Genomic DNA, 19,517 nt, shown 5'->3' with positions numbered 1-19,517 from the left:
AGCAAGAAGAGAAGCGCAAACACCCGTTATAAGCAAATCTCCTGCTATTTAGAACGCCCCGCCCTTCATTGCCTCATAACCGGCTAAAATGTAAAGTAATTTATATCCTTTTACAATTTAAACGTGTAAAACGGTATCAGATTTACAATTTACGGGCAATTGAGCGGGGCTCATACTTTATTGATAGTCAATTAAATAATTTTACTCATCAAGTAACAAATAAACTTTATTTACTATTTAAAGCCCTAAAACTATGTGCGGAATTGTTGGTTACATCGGATCAAGAGAGGCGTGGCCCGTTGTATTAAACGGCCTCAAACGATTAGAATATCGTGGTTATGACAGCGCCGGTATTGCTATTATAAATAATGCAGGTTTCAATGTGTATAAAAAAACCGGAAAGGTAGCCTGTCTTGAAGCTCACACCGCCGACCAGGACAAAAGCGGCCATATTGCCATTGGGCATACCAGGTGGGCCACACATGGTGCCCCTTCTGACGCAAACTCACACCCTCATAGCTCAAATGACAACCGCCTGCACATTATCCATAACGGTATTATTGAAAATTACCTGATCCTTAAAGAAGAACTGCTTGCCCGTGGGCACACCTTTAAAAGCGAAACAGATACCGAGGTACTGATCCACCTAATTGAGGAAATTCAAAACATTGAACAAACTGATTTGCTGGAGGCTGTACGCCTGGCATTAAATACCGTTATAGGTGCTTATGCAATAGTGATACTCGACAGGGAAACTCCAGATCAACTTATTGCCGCCCGGAAGGGCAGCCCGCTGGTTATTGGGGTTGGTACGGGCGAATATTTTATCGCGTCAGACGCTACCCCTATCATTGAGTACACTAAAAACGTAGTGTATTTAAAAGACAATGAAATAGTGCTGGTAAAGCCAAACGAACTTTTGATAAAGAAGTTGGACAATGTTGTTCAAACCCCGTTGATTCAGGAACTGGAATTGAAGCTTGAATCATTAGAAAAGGGAGGCTTTGAGCATTTTATGATGAAAGAAATATTTGAGCAGCCACGTTCAATAAGGGATTGTATGCGCGGCCGCGTATTCCCACTTGAAGGCAAGGTGGAGCTGGGCGGTATCAAACAATACAGCGATAAGCTAAAAAATGCCGAGCGGATAATTATCATTGCCTGCGGAACTTCATGGCATGCAGGATTAACAGGTGAGTACCTTATTGAAGAATACGGGCGCATTAAGGTAGAAGTTGAGTACGCCTCCGAATTCAGGTACAGGAACCCCATAATTACTGACAGGGATATTGTGATGGCGGTTTCCCAATCGGGCGAAACTGCTGATACTTTAGCGGCCATTGAAATAGCGAAAGAACGGGGCGCTACCATTTTAGGTATCTGTAATGTTGTAGGGGCCTCAATTCCGCGTGCTACTGATGCAGGGGTTTACACACATGCGGGCCCGGAAATTGGTGTGGCGTCTACCAAAGCCTTTACAGCGCAGGTAACTGTTTTAACCTTAATAGCTTTATACATAGCACAGCACAAAGGTACGTTAACGCCGGGCAAGCTTAGCAATATGTTAACCGAACTTGATACTATACCAGATAAAATTCAAACCCTGCTGCAGGACAACGAACTGATTGAAGACATTGCATCTAAAATAAAAAACGCTCCTAATTGCTTGTTCCTAGGGCGGGGCTTTGGCTTCCCGGTTGCGCTGGAAGGTGCCTTAAAATTAAAAGAGATCTCCTATATCCACGCCGAGGGCTATCCTGCCGCCGAAATGAAACACGGGCCCATTGCGCTGATTGATGAGCAGATGCCCGTGATATTTATCGCCACCAAAAACTCGTCATATGAGAAGGTGATCAGCAATATACAGGAGGTTAAAGCCCGAAAGGGAATAGTGATAGCTATTGTTACACAAGGCGACGTAAAGGTAAAAAACATGGCAGATTATTGCATAGAAATCCCCGACGCCGACGAGGCATTTTTGCCACTGCTGGCCACCATTCCGCTGCAGCTTCTCGCCTATCATATAGCTGTAAAACGAGGCTGTAATGTTGATCAGCCGCGTAACCTCGCGAAGTCAGTTACGGTAGAATAACATGTATCAATTAAACAAATTAAATACAAAAAAGCAGGCCTTAAAACCTGCTTTTTTTATGTGCTGCCTTCTGCAGTTGTAACCCCGATTATGTGAAAATATGGCCAAAACAACATAAATAAGACACTTTTTTCTCAACCTTTTACACATGTCTGCTTTACCACTTTACATGTTCTGTAAAGACTAAGATACAGGTTTACAAAAAAGCGACAATTGCCCAAAACCGTATGCTATCAATACCCAAATAGATAAATTTGATTAATCAATTAAACCAATTGAAACCAGGTTTTTAACCTTCTAAATTATTGATAATGAAAAAAATTACCACATACTTTTTCGTCATAGCTGTGTTGCTGATCACCGGCTGCGCAGGTAGCCGCAATCTTGTTTACTTCAGCAATATGACCAATGCAGGCGCTTCAAATACTAATATTGGCGGGGCAGTAATTATTCACCAAAAGGATATACTTAGTATAACCGTTAACAGCCTAAATCCCGAATCAAACTTATTATTCAATGGCAATAAAAATAGTGGTTTAAATAATCCTGCAATCCGTAGCGGGTACAAAGTAAATGAAAACGGTTTTGTGAATTTACCACTTATAGGCGACTATAAAGTTGAAGGCCAAACCATTGAAGAAGCTCAGATTGAAATAGCAAAAAAGCTGGCAGCTTTTGTAAAAAGCCCGGTTGTTGATATCCAGCTTTTAAACTTTAAAATAAGTGTTATAGGTGAAGTTAACAGGCCGTCGACATTTACGATAACTGATGAGAATGTAAACTTACTTGAAGCTTTGGGCATGGCCGGAGATATGACGGTTTACGGAAAAAGAAACAATGTGCTGGTGATCCGTACCGAAAACGGGCGCAGAACAATGAACCGGTTAGACCTTAATAAAATCGAATCGATGGACTCGCCCTATTTTAACCTTAAGCAAAATGATATAGTATATGTTGAGCCTGATAAATCAAAGGCTGTTGAATTCAGCCAAAATACAAGGCTGGCACCAATAGTAGTAGCTTCCATTTCGGCATTGGCTGTATTGGCAGCAGTACTTTTTAAAAGATAAGATACAGTTTTAGAGATACCTAAGATCGGTTGATATGAATAACAATTTTATTTTAAAAGAGCCCCTACCAGGCAATAACTTCAGGAATAACCTTATACCTTACTTAAATGGCTGGTATTTATTCCTGATAAGCATGATCATATGCTTAGCCGCCGCCTGGACATATCTAAACTATGTTACCCCTTTGTATAAAGTAACAAGTACCCTTCAAATACCCGACGATAAAAAAGGTGACGGAATTTTGAAAGCTACTGCATTCAGCGACCTGAATATGTTTCAGGAAACCAAAACAGTAGATAACGAAGTGGAAGTACTGCGCTCAAAAGACCTCATTTATAAGGTGCTAACAAAGCTTAATATGGAAACCTCTTATTTTGACGAAAGTGGTTTCTCAACAAAAGAGCTTTATGGCGATGAGCGCCCCTTCAAAGTATCCATACAACGGCTCGGTAAAGCTGCATATCTGAAACAATTATATCTTCAGTCTTACACGCACGACAAATTTTTACTTAAAGAAGGAGATAAAACCTGGATCTATAATTACAACCAGGTAATTAATCACAAAGATTACTCATTTAAAGTAGAAAAAGGCCCGGCTTATACCAACAGCGAAACGCCCATATTGATCCAGTTTATAAACCTGACCAGGCTGGCCGCCGCCTACAGTGCATCATTGTTACAAGTTAACCGTATTATCAAAGAATCAAATACCTTAACCCTGAGTTTGGTTGATGCCGTACCTGAAAGAGGAATTGATATTTTAAACAACGTTATATCTACTTACAATGCTGAAAACGTTGTTAAGAAAAATGTAACTGCCGTAAATACCATATTATTTATCGATAAAAGACTACATGATTTAGAGCAAGACCTGTCATTTACAGAAGGTGATATTGAAACCTTTAAGCAAAGAAACGGAGCTGCAGAAATAAATACAAGTACACAGGTAAACCTGACAAAATCTGCAGAGTATGATCAATTGCTTGAAGAATCAAACGCCCAGTTAGGTGTCGTGAAATCTATCGAAGCGTATTTAAAAAGCTCGGCTAACCAATATAATGCTGTTCCCAGCACCATGGGGTTAAAAGATCCGGCATTAAACACGTTGGTTAGCCGTTTCAATGATCTTCAACTTGAAAGAAACCGGATGCTTAGTAGCGCAAACCTTGCCAATCCACTTGTTCAGAACCTGAGTAACCAGATAGCCTCGCTCCGCGTCAACATTCTTGAAAACCTGATCAACATCAAAAAAGGATTTTCCATCGGGCACAAATTACTCCGTGAAAACTCTGCACAGTATGATTCCCGCATCCGGTCTGTTCCAACAATTGAAAGGGGGCTTTTACAACGAAGCCGTGAACAGGGGGTAAAAACCAATTTATACCAGTACCTGCTGCAAAAAAGGGAGGAAACAGCTTTGTCTTTATCAGCCACAATACCGTCATCGCAGCTGATTGATAAACCTGCTGCGAACCCTATACCAGAATCTCCAAAACAACAACTCACCTATTTGTTCGCTATCATAATGGGCTTGTTTGCGCCTGGTATCTTCCTGTTTTTGAAAGATAAATTAAGCTTAAAAATTAAAGACCAGTCAAGCTTGCTGAACATAAAAGGTGTAAAGATCCTGGGTGAGCTGTGCCATAATAATGAAGATCAAAATTCGGTAGTTATATCCAACGGAGTTAATACCAATATCTCCGAACTTTTCAGGTATATCAGGAGTAATATTGGCTTCCTAAACCAGGGAACGCAGCATAAAACCATACTGGTAACATCGTCTATGAAAGGCGAGGGCAAAACTTTTTTCAGCATCAACCTCGGTTTAACACTTGCAATGCTTAATAAAAAAGTATTGATCATGGAGTTTGACCTGCGCAAACCCGATCTGCTCAAAAATATCAACATGGAGCCCAAAAAAGGTATTAATGACTTTTTGACTGGAGATACCAATTCGCCGGACGAATGTATACAGGCCTATAATGATTCAGAAAACCTGTTTGTAATGGGCAGTGGCACCAGAACTGTAAATCCTGCAGAAATGCTATCAGATAAACGGCTCGACCTGCTTTTTAACTGGTGTAAAACCCAGTTTGATTATATCGTGCTTGACACATCACCGGTTGGTGCTGTTGCCGATGCTTTTAGCCTGGCAAAATATGCCGAACTGAGCATTTACATTGTACGCTACAACTACACCAACACCGAGCAATTAAGTATCCTGAGAGATATTTACGATAATAATAAATTAAATAACCTGATGGTAGTGTTTAACGATGCTAAAAAAGAAAACCGGCAGGCTTATGCCTACGGCGGCTATGGATATGCATCGGCTTATGGTAGCTGATAGCAGCCATTTTACACCGACATAAGGCTATATGAACTTTTTGTTTGATTGTTGATATAGAAAATGCCAAGGCTCCATGTAACTGGATTGGCGGAGCCACAAGCAACCTAAGTTGCAGCTGTTGTGAACCAAATAACCGGGTAAAACCGGAGAGATTATAAACTGTTAGTTCGACTATTTTTTTCAACCGCTTAACCATGTGACTGGATTGGCGGAGCCACAGGCAGCCCACAATATATGTGCTGCAAAACAAAAGCCGGCTAAAACCCGGAAAATGTGCTTAAATATTTAGTTAAACTATTTTTTCAACCGCTTAACCATGTGACTGGATTGGCGGAGCCACAGGCAGCCCAGGCTGCAATTAAAACAAACAAAATAACCGGGTAAACCGGAGAATATTATAAACCTTTAGTTCGATTATTTCACCAACCGCCCAACTATGTGACTGGATTGGCGGAGCCACAGCCAACGCAGGTTGCAGCATATAATTGAAGCTGCCGGGCAAATAATTTTCCAATACTATACTTCTTCAAAATATCGTCACCCTGCACAATGTGAGTATGTTGACGAAGCTATAGTAGTCCGTTAGTATCCCGACCCAACTTTATTCACTTTATGGAAACCCAATTAAGAGTACCTCAATTTCGCATGACAAACTATCGTGAAAAAAAATGGCTTGTTATTTACACCAAGCCCCGGTGGGAAAAAAAGGTGGACAAGCTTTTAAAGCAAAATGGCATTGAATGCTATTGCCCTGTCAGAGATGTAGTAAATCAATGGTCGGACAGAAAAAAGGAGATCAGCGTTCCTGTGTTTAGCTCCTATGTATTTGTTCATGTTGATGCCTACGAGCAATCAAGGGCACTGTACGTTATGGGCGTATTAGGATTTGTTTACTATATGGGTAAACCGGCAGTAGTGCGCGACAACGTGATAGACGAAATCAGAATAAACCTGGCCCGCTACAATGACATGGAAATTGTAAGCCTTCAGAACCTCACTATTGGCGATACAGTAAAAATAAAAGATGGCGCTCTTGTAAACCAGATGGGTAAAGTGCTGCAGATACAGGGCAAAAATGTATTAATGGTTTTTGAAACCATTAATTGCGCTTTAGTAACACGAGTTTCAATCCAAAACTTATCAGTTCATAACATTAGCGAAAATCATGAAAATTGAGAATTATCAACCTAAATTAGGCATTATCGGTCTTGGTTATGTAGGCCTGCCCCTGGCAGTTGAATTTGCAAAAAAGTACAAGGTTATTGGCTACGATATTAATGTAGAGCGCATTAATGAGCTAAAATCAGGTATTGACCACACTCTGGAGATCGACTCCGAACAATTAAACGCGGTAATAACCCCGGTTTGTACAACTGCAACCGGCTTATATGTTACCGACGAAATTGAAAAACTGAGGCAGTGTAGCATATACATTGTAACAGTGCCCACTCCTGTTGATAAAAACAACCGGCCCGACCTATCTCCCCTGATCAGTGCCAGCCGCGTTGTTGGCAAGGTTTTAAAAAAGGACGATATTGTAGTTTATGAATCAACTGTATACCCGGGAGTAACGGAAGATGAATGTATGCCCATTTTAGAAAAAGTATCAGGGCTTACCTACAATGTTGATTTTTTTGCCGGTTATTCGCCCGAAAGGATCAACCCAGGCGATAAATTGCATACTGTATCAAAGATCCGCAAAATCACATCAGGATCTACGCCTGAAGCTGCTGACGTCATAGACAAACTTTACCAGTCAGTTATTACTGCGGGTACATTTAAAGCCCATTCCATAAAAGTAGCAGAAGCTGCCAAAGTGATTGAGAATGCTCAGCGCGATATAAATATTGCGTTTGTTAACGAGCTGGCAATGATTTTTAACAAGTTAGGCATCGATACCCATAAGGTATTAGAGGCAGCTGGCACCAAATGGAATTTTTTAAATTTCAGGCCGGGCCTGGTAGGTGGGCACTGCATCGGTGTTGACCCTTATTACCTTGCGCAAAAAGCCCAGGAAGCAGGTTATCACCCCGAAATTATACTGGCCGGCCGTCGTATTAACGACTCGATGGGAGGCTATGTTGCTGATCAGTTCATTAAACAAATGATTTGCCGCGGCACTTCAGTAACCGACAGCGAAGTACTGATACTTGGTTTCACCTTTAAAGAAAACTGCCCCGATGTTAGAAATACCCGCGTAATCGACATTGTAAAACGCTTAAAAGAATATAAGGTTAAAGTGCATATTCACGACCCCTGGGCCAACGCAGAACATGCCAAAAAAGAATATGGTATCATTTGCGAAAACGGCGAGTCAAAAACACGCACCTATGACGGAGTTTTACTGGCAGTTGCCCACGAGGAATTTAAAGAACTGAATGTAAAGGCGCTTTGTAAACCTAATGCCGTGCTGTATGATTTGAAGGCATTTTTACCTGAAGATGTTGTTAACGCCCGGCTTTAAATCATGAGCTATAAACAAAGAGCAGTATCTGGCATTGTATGGGCACTGTGTCAGCAATTAGGTTCAAAAGTGGTGAGCTTTGGTATCTCCATATTTTTAGCCAGGATCCTGGAGCCATCGCAATTTGGTTTGATAGCCATGCTTTCGCTTTTTATTTCGGTAGGTAACAGCCTGTTAGATGGTGGCCTTACAGCATCCCTGATCCGTACTACCGATGCCGACCAGCGCGATTATTCAACAGTATTTTACTTCAATATCATTGGTAGTACCATCCTGTACTTATTACTTTTTTTAACAGCGCCGCTCATTGCAGCCTTTTATAGCCAGCCTTTGTTAACCTCAGTAGTGCGTGTTTATACACTGGTTTTGATCATAAATGCATTTTTCGGGGTACAAAGCACTTTACTGGTAAAAGAGCTGAAATTTAAAAAACAAACCAATATTCAAATTCCATCGGCAATAGGTGGCGGAATATTGGGCATTATACTCGCAAAATTAGGATATGGGGTTTGGAGCCTTGTTTGGATGGGTTTATGTACATCCTTTTTATCAACAGCCTTACACTGGATCACCTCCAACTGGAGGCCGGCGCTGATTTTTGATAAAGCGAGCTTTAAAAAGCATATCCATTTCGGTTATAAAATGACGCTATCCGGTTTAATAGATACTATTTATCAAAACATCTACCTGATAATTATAGGCAAGTACTTTTCGGTAACGCAGCTTGGTTATTACAGCCGTGCCGATTCAATCAGCCAGTTGCCCATCAGCAACATTTCGGCAGCTATAAATAAAGTTACTTACCCTATGTTTGCAGAGATCTCAAATGACCCGGTGCAGCTTAAAAATGTGTACAGGAGGCTTATGCAGCAAGTTGTTTTTTGGAATGCACCTGCGCTTATATTACTTAGTGTTATTGCCAGGCCGCTGTTTCACATCTTACTAACAGATAAGTGGCTGCCCGCCGTTCCGTTTTTTCAGTTGTTATGTATTGGGGGCATTATGTACCCGCTGCATTCATATAACTTAAATGTTTTAAAGGTAATGGGGCAAAGCGCGCTGTTTTTAAAATTAGAGGTGATTAAAAAAGTTTTGAGCGTTGTCGGCATCCTGCTTTTTATTCCTTTCGGTATTTATGGATTGTTATACTTCCAGCTATTTTTTAATGTTGTAGCCTACTATATCAATTCCATTTACAGCGGCCGGCTAATTAACTACCCGGTTACCGAACAGGTAAAGGATATTTTGCCTACAGTAGCATTGGCCGGGGGCATTGGCCTGTGCTGTTATTTTCTCGATAAGCTATTAATTAGTGATTTTTTCATCCCCACTATGCAAATTGGCATATTACTCATAGTATTCACTGTGGTTTATTATGGAACCAGCTTGTTAATTAAGCTTTCAGCTATTAAAGATTTTAACCAATTAATCCTAAAACGATGATTCCTGTAACCAAACCATTTCTCCCTGCCGAAAAGGAATTCAGAGCTTACGTAAAAAGCATCTGGGAAAGACAATGGCTCACTAACAATGGCCCGCTTGTAAACACCCTTGAGTTAAAACTAAAGCAATACCTGGGTGTAAGCCATATGCTGTTTGTTACAAATGGCACAATAGCTTTACAGCTGGCTATTAAAGCGCTTAAATTAAGCGGCGAAATCATCACAACGCCATTTTCATTTGTTGCCACTACAAGCACTGTTGTTTGGCAGGGTTGTGAACCGGTATTTGTTGACATTGATCCGGGAACACTAAACATTGATCCAAGTAAAATTGAAGCGGCCATCACACCAAAAACTTCAGCTATACTGGCAACGCACGTATTTGGCAACCCATGCGATATCACAGCTATACAGGCCATTGCCGATAAGCATAATCTTAAAGTTATTTATGATGCGGCCCATTGCTTTGGTACCTTTTACAACAACCGTTCGGTATTTGAATATGGCGATATCAGCGTAACAAGCTTTCATTCAACTAAATTATACCACACCATTGAAGGCGGCGCAGTATTTACCCAGGATCCGGAGTTACTGAAAACAATGGCGCTGATGCGCAATTTCGGATATTCGGGGGTTGATACTTTCTCAGAAGAAGGTATCAACGCAAAAAACAGCGAGTTTCATGCAGCAATGGGCTTATGCAACCTACGTCATGTTGATGAAATACTTAAAAAACGGAAGTATTTGTATGAGCAATATCTGTTACGCCTGGAAAATCTGGATGTACAGTTCCAAAAACTTGAAAATGAACAGGATTACAACTATGCGTACTTCCCCATAATTTTTCAAACAGAGGAATTGATGCATCAAAGTAAATCAAAATTAGAACTGGCCCAGATTTATTGCAGGAGATATTTTTATCCTTCATTATCATCATTGCCATACGTAAAAAAACAGCCGATGCCTGTTTGTGATTCTATAGCCTCAAGGGTAGTTTGCCTTCCTCTATTTCATACGCTTTCACTTTCAGATCTTGACCTTATTTGCAGGCTGTTGCTACGTGCGCAAAATTTTGACAATAATGTTAAACCAAAACATTTTGGCTCCATCATCACCGACAAAATTGAATCTGAAATAAATATGACAACTGTGAACGTAAATGGAACAGTATGAATGAAGAAGAAATAACGGTAAGTATTTGCTGCATCACTTACAATCATGAAAAATTTATTGCCGAAGCTATCAGGAGCTTTTTGATGCAAAAAACAAATTTCAAGTTTGATATCATCATCGGCGACGATTGTTCGACAGACAAAACACAATCAATAGTAAAATTTTATTCAGAAACCTATCCTGGTAAGATAAAGCTTATAGTCCCCCCTACCAATTTAGGTATGCATAAAAATTTAATCAATTGCATCAAGTACTGCACCGGTAAGTATATAGCACTTTGCGAGGGCGACGATTATTGGACAAATGAATACAAACTGCAAAAACAGGTTGATTTTTTAGAAAACAATCCCGAGTACGTTATTTGCTGTCATTATCATAAATTAATAAACGCCAGTAGCAAAACACTTTATGTACACCCTAACCCAACGCCGCTAATACATACCTATACCGATTTGCTGGGCGGAAAACAGGAGGAAACAAAAACAGCAACTGTAGTTTATCGCAATATCCCCGAAACAATGCAGGTATTTTCAATCCCCTGGTTTTTGGATTGTTATGCCGGCGATAAAATGTTTAAGCTATTTGCCACACATAATACCGGCGGCAAAATTTATGTGATGCCCGAGGTAATGAGCTGTTACCGCAAACATGAGGGCGGCGTTTGGAGCATGATCAATACCAAAGTACGTATGGAAATGGTTATAAGCGATTTCAACCTGATCATAAAAAACTTTACCTACTCTGCAATTGCCAAAAAAAGACTTTTGCTGCTTTACATTAAAAACTATCTGCTATTTGAATTACAAAACAAACGGTTTCGCAAAGCTTACGATACACTAAAATACCTGCTTTAACCAACAAGGCATTTAACTTCAACATGAAAATACAAGCTGATCCTTTTACAAAACCCGTTCTGTTTTTCATTATTCCTTCACTCAGAGGCGGAGGAGCAGAAAGAGTTATCATATCGCTCGCTAATTACTTTAATAAAAACAGCTTTCAATCGGTACTTATTTCTTTAAACGATGATGCCCCGGCATATGAAATTGATAACGATGTTAAAGTTTTTTACCTCGTAAACCGTCAAAAAAGCTGGTTAGTTTATAGGCTATATCACATAGTCGCAACTTTTTACAGACTGATAAAATTGCTGCGAACAGAAAAACCAGTGTGTGCTTTGTCGTTCATCACATCGGCCAATATCTGGACTGGTATCACTTGCTGGCTAACCCGTGTGCCCTATATTGTTTCAGAACGAACATCGCCCGACAGAAGTGTTATCAGCTTTAATTATTTACATAAGAAACTGGCTTTAAACCTGTATAAAAGAGCGGCGGCGGTTGTTGTAAGTGCTAAAGGAGTTCAGGACTGCCTGCTTAACGATAAAGATTTTAAAACGCTTAACAATATCGAACGCGTTGCCAATGCTGTTACCATTTTTAAATCACCATCTGGTCAGAAGGTACATCATCGGAAGTTTATTTTAGGAGTTGGCCGCCTGGCTTACGTAAAAGGCTTCGACATACTTATTGAAGCCTATGCAAAATCAGGCATCAACGATATTGATCTTATAATTATTGGCGATGGCCAGGAACGGGCCAACCTGGTTTGCCAGATCTTTAACCTCGGATTGAGGGAACGGGTGTTGCTGCCCGGCAGCAGGACTAACATTGAGGATTATTACAGCCAGGCCGAAATGTTTGTTTTGCCATCGCGCAATGAAGGTTACCCTAACGCTTTGGTTGAAGCTATGAGCTTTGGCTGTCCGGCAATAGCTGTAGATTGCAATTTTGGCCCCGCAGAAATCATAACCAACGGCCAAAACGGAATATTGGTAAACAGGGCATCAATAAGCAGTTTGGCTGACGCCATGCAACGTTTGGCTGGCGATGAGGTATTGAAAACCAATCTTGGCAACCAGGCACGCATCATATCACAAACTAACCATCCCGATAAGATATTCGGAGAATGGGAGGCTTTAATTAAAAAACACGCTGCATCATCAGAACCAGCAGCACAACTAACCAGCAATCAACCGGCTTTGTAAACTTACCGCACTGTTAATATGCTACAGTATTTAATTCGTTTGGATGATTTGTGCCCAACAAATAACCTTCAAAAATGGGACCGTTTCTTTAACCTGTTTGATAAGTATGGCATCAAACCCATGATAGCGGTGATCCCCGCCAATAAAGACCCTAAACTAAGAGCCTGTGGCAATTTTAACCCTTACTACTGGCAGCGGGTGCGCGAACTTCAGGATAAGAATTATGTGATAGGCATGCATGGCTTTGACCATTATTATATAAATCACAATTCCGGCCTGTTGAAGATGAACAAGAGATCGGAATTTGCAGGCTTACCACTACAAACTCAAAAAGAAAAAATAAGAAAAGCAGCCGAAATCTTTGATCGCGAAAATATTCGTCCGACTGTTTTTATAGCTCCTGCACATACTTTTGACCGTAATACACTCCTGGCTTTACATGAGTATACGAACATCAAAATAATTAGCGACGGCTTGCTCAGATCTCCATATATACGTTTTGGTTTTAACTGGGTGCCCGTTCAGCTATCAGAAGTTGAACAAAAAACAAAATATACCTGGACATTTAACTATCATCCTGAAACCTGTTCAGACAAGACATTCAAACAGCTTGAACTTTTTATAGAAAACAATCACCATCTTTTTGTGTCGCTGGATAACCTTGATTTTTCCCAATACACATGGACAAATGCAATTATGGAAAAATATTGCATCTATAAAAGATTGGCCCGCGATTACGCTCAAAAATTAATCGCCTTTATGGAACGAATCCCCGCCGGAAACTAACATTATTTAAACCTGATATGAAAATTTCTTTTGCACCACCATACATTGACCAGGCTGTAATAAACGAGGTTATGGACACGCTTAACTCTGGCTGGATAACCACTGGCCCCAAGGTAGCAGCACTTGAACAGCAAATGAAGCAACTTACAGCTTCGGATGCTGCTGTTTGCGTAAACTCATGGACATCAGGAGCTATTTTGATGCTAAAATGGTTTGGCGTAAAAGAAGGTGATGAAGTTATCATTCCGGCTTACACTTATTGTGCAACTGCCTTAAGCGTACTGCATTGCGGAGCAACCCCGGTTATTGTTGACGTAGATAATGATTGCAGCATTTCTACAGAAGCCGTAACTAAAGCGATAACGCCAAAAACCAAAGCAATTATTGCTGTTGACATAGCAGGCTGGCCTTGCGACTACGAAGAATTAAAGGCTATCATTAACAAACCGGAAATTAAAAAACTGTTTGTTCCCGAAAATATAAAACAAGAAACTTTAGGCCGGATACTTTTAATTGCCGATGCAGCACACTCAATTGGTGCAACCATAAATGAATTACCTGCAGCAAAGTATAGTGATGTTTCCATCTTTTCTTTTCACGCAGTTAAAAACATTACTACAGCCGAAGGTGGTTGTATCTGCATCAACCTTCCTGCTTGTTTTAACCCAGCCGATGAATACCGGTACTTAAAGCTATATACGCTTAACGGCCAAACTAAAGATGCCTTTACCAAATCAAACGGGGGCGGCTGGAAATATGACATCCTGTTTATGGGCCTCAAAATCAATATGCCCGACATTTGCGCGGCAATTGGTCTCGGCCAGCTCAAAAATTATGATGCCACTTTGCTCCCAATGCGCAAACGTGTTGCATTAATGTATTGCGACAGCTTTAAAGAAATGGATTGGTTTATTGAACCTCCATTAAAAAATGAGCAAAAGGAATCATCCTATCATCTGTTTGCGCTGCGGATTAAAGGTATAACAGAAGCCCAGCGCGATCAGATTATCGACATCATTATGAGTGAAGGGATCATGGCTAATGTGCATTTTACCCCACTGCCTATGTTAACCCTTTTTAAAGATATGGGATACGAGATTTCTCAATACCCATCTGCTTATGCACTTTACGCAAATGAAATTTCGCTTCCTATTTATCCGCAGCTTTCTGATGAGCAGATAGATTTCATAATTACAACTGTGATAAACTCGGTTAACACCGTATTGGAAGAATGTAAAGAACCTGCAAAAGTTGAATTATAAACACAGTTATGACAAAACGGCTTTTTGATTTTAGCCTATCACTCATAGCGCTGATCATATTACTGCCACTATTTATTTTAATTGCCGTAGCCATTAAAATAAATTCAAGGGGAAGTGCATTTTACAAGCAGGCACGGGTTGGCAAGGATGGCAATGAGTTTGAACTCTTCAAATTCAGGACCATGTATGTAAACTCAGACAGAGCCGGATTACTAACCATAGGCAGTAAAGATTACCGGATTACAGGTGTTGGTTACTGGCTCAGGAAATATAAACTCGATGAATTACCGCAATTGCTAAACGTATTAAAAGGCGATATGAGCTTTGTTGGGCCGCGTCCTGAGGTAAGAAAATACGTAAACATGTATACCCCGGCCCAATTAAAGGTATTGAGTGTTAAACCCGGCGTAACTGACTGGGCATCTATCAAATACTTCGATGAAAACGATATCCTGGCTGGCAGTGATGATCCTGAAGACATGTACATTAAAGTAATTGTGCCATCAAAAATTAGCAAAAACCTCGAATACATTGACAACCAGGGCATTTTAATGGACCTGAAAATAATACTCTCTACACTTAAACGAATTTTTCAATAGTATCATTATCAATTTATCATGTTACTTAAAAAGGGCCTCTTTTATAGTTTAATGTTCTTCTATCTGTACACACTTGCCTTTGGCATTTTCATGACAGATACTTTAAGGATACCTGCGCCTGTAATTTTTTGCATGCTGCTATTCTTTGTACAAAAGCCAATATTGGACTTTGCTTATTATAATGAGCTTATCGTATTTGTAATCGGGGTTTTTTTATATCAGGTAGTGGGCATGAGTAACTACATAACCTTTTTTGCCATACTACTCACTATAATACCTTGTTCGTTATATTTTAACTATTTCGTAGGCGCAAATAAAGTCCGTTATTACACCTCCATATTAGTGTTTTTTTTCCTGCTGGCGGGCTCTATGGTCATCATGATCTTAGATCACACTATGGCCGATGTCATTGATCCGCTCAGAAGCATGTTATTGGGCGAAACGGTTAAACAAAGCCCCGCTGGATTGGCAGTAACACAATTTAACTTCGGATACCAGGTTGTAGCAATTACTACTTTCGCCTTTATTGCATCATGCACCACCAGGCAATACATCATAATAAGAGTTTTGATTTTGGCAGCCTGCATCATTTGTATTTATCTCGGCATGAACCGGTCGGCATTTATAAGCTTCGGTGCCGGCGTGATCCTGTTTCTTTTTATTTATTATCGCTACAAAGCGGTTTTCCTGGTTGCAGCCACAGTGATCATATGCTTTGGATTATACACCTATGTGTTAAAAGACAACATGGATGAGAAAAACAATATCCTATCCAAAAACGAAGCTAAACAGGCAAACGATTATAACAGGGCCAACATGGCGGCCGAAAACCTGAAAATATATGCCGATTATCCTTTCGGGTTAATTTTTTATGGTAAAACCTGGGATGAGGCAACTTACAGAAACCCGTTGTTTACCTTCGGCTTATCATCACATAACGCCTATTTGATGTTTGTAACCCTGCTTGGTCCGTTTTTAGGGCTGGGTTTACTATGGGCCATATATTACAAAACGGTACGCTTGTTTTGGCAAACTATAAAAAAAATAAGGCAAAAAGAGAATGCGATTTATGTAGCCATATTTTTCACGTTCATAGCAATTTCGTTAAACGCACTATCGCACAACGGATGGCTGATGAGTGTAGACGGCCCTACTATATTTATTTATTTCGCAGTACTACACCACAATAAACTAACTGATCCAATAAAGAAGACCGAACCAGAGCAGGAAGAAACCGAATCAGAGCAGGAAGAATTAGCTGTAGCCTAAAACCCAACCCCAATTTTTGTTTACAATGAAAAAGAAAATTTTCCTTGTGCTCGGTTCGCTTGGCACAGGCGGTTCTGAACGTGTTTATTGGTTGCTGTCTCAATATTTTAATAAACCCGATTATGAAGTTGTTGTGGTTCTTCTGAACGGAAACGAATGCAGTTTCTCAACAGAAATAGCAGGGATCAGGTTTTTTGATCTGGGAACAATAAAAGCATCACGCTCATTTTTTAAACTTCGTAAGTTGCTGAAAGACGAAAAGCCATACGCTGTCTTTTCAACTACTGATCATATCAATATCCTGGTTGCCCTTGTTTCGATATTTGTAAAAACAACCAACTTAATAGGCAGGGCCTCAAACAACCCACATCAAATGAAGCACTTTTATGGGTTTAAGGCCCGCTTCTATAACTACTTTTCAAGGTTCTTGTTTGTACGTTTTAATGCGATAGTATGTCAGTCTGAAGAAATGAGGCAGTCATTAGCCAGGGTTTACAACATTAAGCTGAACAAGCTGATAGTTATCCATAATCCGGTAGTAACAACAAATGTTTTAAAGCCCCAAAATCAAACTTCAGATTTAAAAAGGCTTATTGCTGTTAACCGGCTCATTAAAGAAAAAGGGCTGTTTCGCCTGCTCGAAGTGATGAAAACACTACCTCAAGATTATGTTTTAACCGTTGCAGGCAATGGCCCGTTGATGAATACATTAAAAGCAGAAGTTGAAAATATTGGCCTTAACGAGCGTGTAAAGTTTATCGGAGAGATTAAAAATGTTACCGAAGTTATATCAAACCACGACTTGCTGGTACTAAGTTCATTTACCGAAGGATTTCCAAATGTGGTACTTGAATCACTATCAGTTGGTGTGCCCGTAGTTACATTTAGGGTTGGCGGGGTTAACGAAATAATTAAAGAAGGGTTTAACGGCTTTATTGCAGAGCAGGACGACCTTGATAAACTACGTCAGCAAATTATTCGCGCCTGCAATCAAACCTGGCAGCACACCGATATCAAAGCAGATATAATAGAGCGCTTTGGGCTTAACAAAATAGGCATGGCTTATGAAACCCTGCTTGCTAACTAAACAACAATTAACCTATAACCTTTTTTTGTATGTGCGGCATATATGGATCTACAGTGAGATATGAAGATGATATCATATTTCAAAAACTGGCGAGGGCTAATTTCAGAGGTCCCGATTATTCTGGCTTTGAGCGTAGCGGGCCGGTTACATTAGGCCATAACCGCCTGGCTATTGTTGATCTGGATCATCGGTCTGATCAGCCATTTACATACAATCACCTTAAAATTGTATTTAATGGCGAGATCTATAACTACAAACCCCTGAGGATAAAACTCACAGCTTTGGGTTACAGGTTTACAACTGATTCAGATACCGAAGTAATCACCGCTGCCTTTCTTGAATATGGCGAAAATTGTGTTAACCATTTCAACGGCATGTTTGCCTTTGTAATTTACAATGTCCACACCCGTCAAATTTTTGGTGCCCGCGACAGGCTTGGCAAAAAACCATTTTATTACGCACACAGCGGCTTGGACTTTGAATTTGCAAGCCAGCCATCACAAATATGCATAGGCAGGCACGTAACCCTTGATGAGCAGGCAATTAATGAATATTTTATTTGGGGGTATGTTCCGGAGCCTAAGTCAGCATGGAACGAGATTAAAAAGCTTGAGGCTGGGCATTCATTCTGTTTTGATTGTAATACAGGCAACTTCAGGTCCAAAAAATATTGGGAGCTGGATTTAGCCCATACTGAGCTATACAAAGGCACATATGCTGAGGCGCAAACAGATTTAACACATTTGATTTCAAATGCCGTAGATATCCGGATGCATGCCGATGTACCGCTTGGAGTTTATCTGTCAAGCGGCATTGACTCATCGCTCATAGCTTCACTGGCGGCAAAAAATTATAAAAATGTAAAAACATTTTGCATTAAATTCAGGGAAAAGGGCTTTGACGAAAGCGTGTTTGCACAAAAAATTGCAAACCACCTGCAAACAGATCACCATACTATTGAATGTAACAAAGAAGAAGGCCTTGAACTGATTGAAAGCTTTGGCCGTTACTATGATGAACCCTTTGCTGATTCAAGTGCTATCCCTACTTTACTATTGAGCAAGTACACTAAAAAACACGTTACAGTAGTTTTGAGCGGAGATGGCGGGGACGAGAGCTTTTTGGGATACAGCCGCTACAAATGGTTCAATATAGTTGACCAACTGTTTAAATGTCCGCTGTCTGTACGTAAAAGGATTGCCGATATTATCAGGATCTCGCCTAACTATCGCCACAAACTTATTGCATTAGGCATTTGCAACCCCGAATTGAAATCACTTTACGGACTTATGCTTGGAGGGCTTGAATACTCCTGGCTCGAAAATCCTAATGTTGGCCTGCAGGTGCCTTTCATGGATATTTGGTCATCAAAATCAACAAGCATCTTTCAAAAACTATCGGCCTTTGATACTAAAACCTATTTAAACGGTGATATAAATACTAAAGTTGACAGGGGCACAATGGCCTTTTCGTTAGAAGCAAGGGCCCCGTTTATGGATCATCGTGTAGTAGCCTTTGCTCAAACCCTGCCCGACAGCTACAAGTTTAAATATGGCGTTCAAAAACGGATTTTGAAAGATATTTTATACCAATACGCCCCGGCACAATTGTTTGACAGACCAAAATCTGGCTTTACTATGCCGCTTAATCATTGGTTTAAAAACGAATTGAAAGATCACGTAATGGATCATCTTTCAATCAGCGAGCTAAAGAACATTCCCGGTATTAACGTACAAAAATCATTTGCCATGATAAATGATCACATGAGCGGTAAATGGAACCGGGCAACCCAGATCTGGAAATTACTGGTGTTTACCCAATGGCTAAACGATCAGCATTCAAAACCAATTTCAACATACCAGGTAGCTTAAAACAT

General features: G+C 40.3%; 15 protein-coding genes. All 15 read left to right on the top strand.

The annotated features are described in order from the left end of the window. The first annotated feature begins 253 nt into the window (after nucleotides 1–253). Nucleotides 254–2,092: a glutamine--fructose-6-phosphate transaminase (isomerizing) gene (glmS, locus tag MTO98_RS11475; protein ID WP_243486788.1), complete on the top strand. Its 1,839-nt coding sequence runs from the start codon at nucleotides 254–256 to the stop codon at nucleotides 2,090–2,092. A gap of 311 nt (nucleotides 2,093–2,403) precedes the next feature. Next, the gene (locus MTO98_RS11470) at nucleotides 2,404–3,162 is read left to right on the top strand and encodes a polysaccharide biosynthesis/export family protein (RefSeq protein ID WP_243486787.1); all 759 of its coding nucleotides are present in this window, start codon (nucleotides 2,404–2,406) and stop codon (nucleotides 3,160–3,162) included. Nucleotides 3,163–3,196: 34 nt separating this feature from the next. Beyond that, nucleotides 3,197–5,509 (top strand): polysaccharide biosynthesis tyrosine autokinase, encoded by a 2,313-nt coding sequence (locus MTO98_RS11465; RefSeq protein WP_243486786.1) that lies wholly within the window; start codon nucleotides 3,197–3,199, stop codon nucleotides 5,507–5,509. Nucleotides 5,510–6,124: 615 nt separating this feature from the next. Beyond that, nucleotides 6,125–6,688, top strand: coding sequence for a UpxY family transcription antiterminator (locus tag MTO98_RS11460; protein WP_243486785.1), 564 nt, complete (start codon nucleotides 6,125–6,127; stop codon nucleotides 6,686–6,688). Next, nucleotides 6,678–7,976 (top strand): nucleotide sugar dehydrogenase, encoded by a 1,299-nt coding sequence (locus MTO98_RS11455; protein WP_305852744.1) that lies wholly within the window; start codon nucleotides 6,678–6,680, stop codon nucleotides 7,974–7,976. The genes MTO98_RS11460 and MTO98_RS11455 overlap by 11 nt, the downstream gene beginning before the upstream one ends. A 3-nt stretch (nucleotides 7,977–7,979) precedes the next feature. Continuing rightward, nucleotides 7,980–9,419, top strand: a complete 1,440-nt coding sequence (locus MTO98_RS11450) for a lipopolysaccharide biosynthesis protein (RefSeq protein WP_243486784.1) — start codon at nucleotides 7,980–7,982, stop codon at nucleotides 9,417–9,419. Beyond that, complete coding sequence (locus tag MTO98_RS11445) at nucleotides 9,416–10,591, top strand: DegT/DnrJ/EryC1/StrS aminotransferase family protein (RefSeq protein ID WP_243486783.1); 1,176 nt, start codon at nucleotides 9,416–9,418, stop codon at nucleotides 10,589–10,591. Before MTO98_RS11450 ends, MTO98_RS11445 begins: the two co-directional genes overlap by 4 nt. Then, entirely contained in the window at nucleotides 10,588–11,445 is an 858-nt protein-coding gene (locus MTO98_RS11440) for a glycosyltransferase family 2 protein (protein ID WP_243486782.1), read from the top strand. Before MTO98_RS11445 ends, MTO98_RS11440 begins: the two co-directional genes overlap by 4 nt. A gap of 23 nt (nucleotides 11,446–11,468) precedes the next feature. Further along, nucleotides 11,469–12,638, top strand: coding sequence for a glycosyltransferase (locus MTO98_RS11435; protein WP_243486781.1), 1,170 nt, complete (start codon nucleotides 11,469–11,471; stop codon nucleotides 12,636–12,638). A gap of 18 nt (nucleotides 12,639–12,656) precedes the next feature. Next, nucleotides 12,657–13,424, top strand: a complete 768-nt coding sequence (locus MTO98_RS11430; RefSeq protein ID WP_243486780.1) for a DUF2334 domain-containing protein — start codon at nucleotides 12,657–12,659, stop codon at nucleotides 13,422–13,424. A 17-nt stretch (nucleotides 13,425–13,441) separates the two neighbouring features. Further along, complete coding sequence (locus tag MTO98_RS11425) at nucleotides 13,442–14,686, top strand: DegT/DnrJ/EryC1/StrS aminotransferase family protein (protein ID WP_243486779.1); 1,245 nt, start codon at nucleotides 13,442–13,444, stop codon at nucleotides 14,684–14,686. An 8-nt stretch (nucleotides 14,687–14,694) separates the two neighbouring features. Then, nucleotides 14,695–15,285 carry a sugar transferase gene (locus MTO98_RS11420; RefSeq protein ID WP_243486778.1) on the top strand — a complete coding sequence of 197 codons (591 nt, stop codon included), beginning with the start codon at nucleotides 14,695–14,697 and terminating at the stop codon, nucleotides 15,283–15,285. 18 nt (nucleotides 15,286–15,303) lie between these two features. Then, nucleotides 15,304–16,554 (top strand): O-antigen ligase family protein, encoded by a 1,251-nt coding sequence (locus MTO98_RS11415; RefSeq protein ID WP_243486777.1) that lies wholly within the window; start codon nucleotides 15,304–15,306, stop codon nucleotides 16,552–16,554. A gap of 25 nt (nucleotides 16,555–16,579) precedes the next feature. Further along, nucleotides 16,580–17,641 (top strand): glycosyltransferase, encoded by a 1,062-nt coding sequence (locus MTO98_RS11410; RefSeq protein WP_243486776.1) that lies wholly within the window; start codon nucleotides 16,580–16,582, stop codon nucleotides 17,639–17,641. A 29-nt stretch (nucleotides 17,642–17,670) separates the two neighbouring features. Then, nucleotides 17,671–19,512, top strand: a complete 1,842-nt coding sequence (asnB, locus tag MTO98_RS11405) for an asparagine synthase (glutamine-hydrolyzing) (protein WP_243486775.1) — start codon at nucleotides 17,671–17,673, stop codon at nucleotides 19,510–19,512. Nucleotides 19,513–19,517: the final 5 nt, after the last annotated feature.

It is taken from the genome of Mucilaginibacter sp. SMC90 (assembly GCF_022811725.1).
Taxonomy (GTDB): domain Bacteria; phylum Bacteroidota; class Bacteroidia; order Sphingobacteriales; family Sphingobacteriaceae; genus Mucilaginibacter.
Note: the sequence above shows the minus strand (reverse complement) of the source record. Positions and strands in the feature narration are given on the sequence as shown.

What these genes read in the sequence shown, in the direction of transcription:
- MTO98_RS11410 (WP_243486776.1), top strand. Translation starts at nt 16,580, where the DNA reads ATGAAAAAGAAAATTTTCCTTGTGCTCGGTTCGCTTGGCACAGGCGGT.
- glmS (WP_243486788.1), top strand. Translation starts at nt 254, where the DNA reads ATGTGCGGAATTGTTGGTTACATCGGATCAAGAGAGGCGTGGCCCGTT.
- asnB (WP_243486775.1), top strand. Translation starts at nt 17,671, where the DNA reads ATGTGCGGCATATATGGATCTACAGTGAGATATGAAGATGATATCATA.
- MTO98_RS11425 (WP_243486779.1), top strand. Translation starts at nt 13,442, where the DNA reads ATGAAAATTTCTTTTGCACCACCATACATTGACCAGGCTGTAATAAAC.
- MTO98_RS11445 (WP_243486783.1), top strand. Translation starts at nt 9,416, where the DNA reads ATGATTCCTGTAACCAAACCATTTCTCCCTGCCGAAAAGGAATTCAGA.
- MTO98_RS11460 (WP_243486785.1), top strand. Translation starts at nt 6,125, where the DNA reads ATGGAAACCCAATTAAGAGTACCTCAATTTCGCATGACAAACTATCGT.
- MTO98_RS11440 (WP_243486782.1), top strand. Translation starts at nt 10,588, where the DNA reads ATGAATGAAGAAGAAATAACGGTAAGTATTTGCTGCATCACTTACAAT.
- MTO98_RS11470 (WP_243486787.1), top strand. Translation starts at nt 2,404, where the DNA reads ATGAAAAAAATTACCACATACTTTTTCGTCATAGCTGTGTTGCTGATC.
- MTO98_RS11450 (WP_243486784.1), top strand. Translation starts at nt 7,980, where the DNA reads ATGAGCTATAAACAAAGAGCAGTATCTGGCATTGTATGGGCACTGTGT.
- MTO98_RS11435 (WP_243486781.1), top strand. Translation starts at nt 11,469, where the DNA reads ATGAAAATACAAGCTGATCCTTTTACAAAACCCGTTCTGTTTTTCATT.
- MTO98_RS11420 (WP_243486778.1), top strand. Translation starts at nt 14,695, where the DNA reads ATGACAAAACGGCTTTTTGATTTTAGCCTATCACTCATAGCGCTGATC.
- MTO98_RS11415 (WP_243486777.1), top strand. Translation starts at nt 15,304, where the DNA reads ATGTTACTTAAAAAGGGCCTCTTTTATAGTTTAATGTTCTTCTATCTG.
- MTO98_RS11430 (WP_243486780.1), top strand. Translation starts at nt 12,657, where the DNA reads ATGCTACAGTATTTAATTCGTTTGGATGATTTGTGCCCAACAAATAAC.
- MTO98_RS11455 (WP_305852744.1), top strand. Translation starts at nt 6,678, where the DNA reads ATGAAAATTGAGAATTATCAACCTAAATTAGGCATTATCGGTCTTGGT.
- MTO98_RS11465 (WP_243486786.1), top strand. Translation starts at nt 3,197, where the DNA reads ATGAATAACAATTTTATTTTAAAAGAGCCCCTACCAGGCAATAACTTC.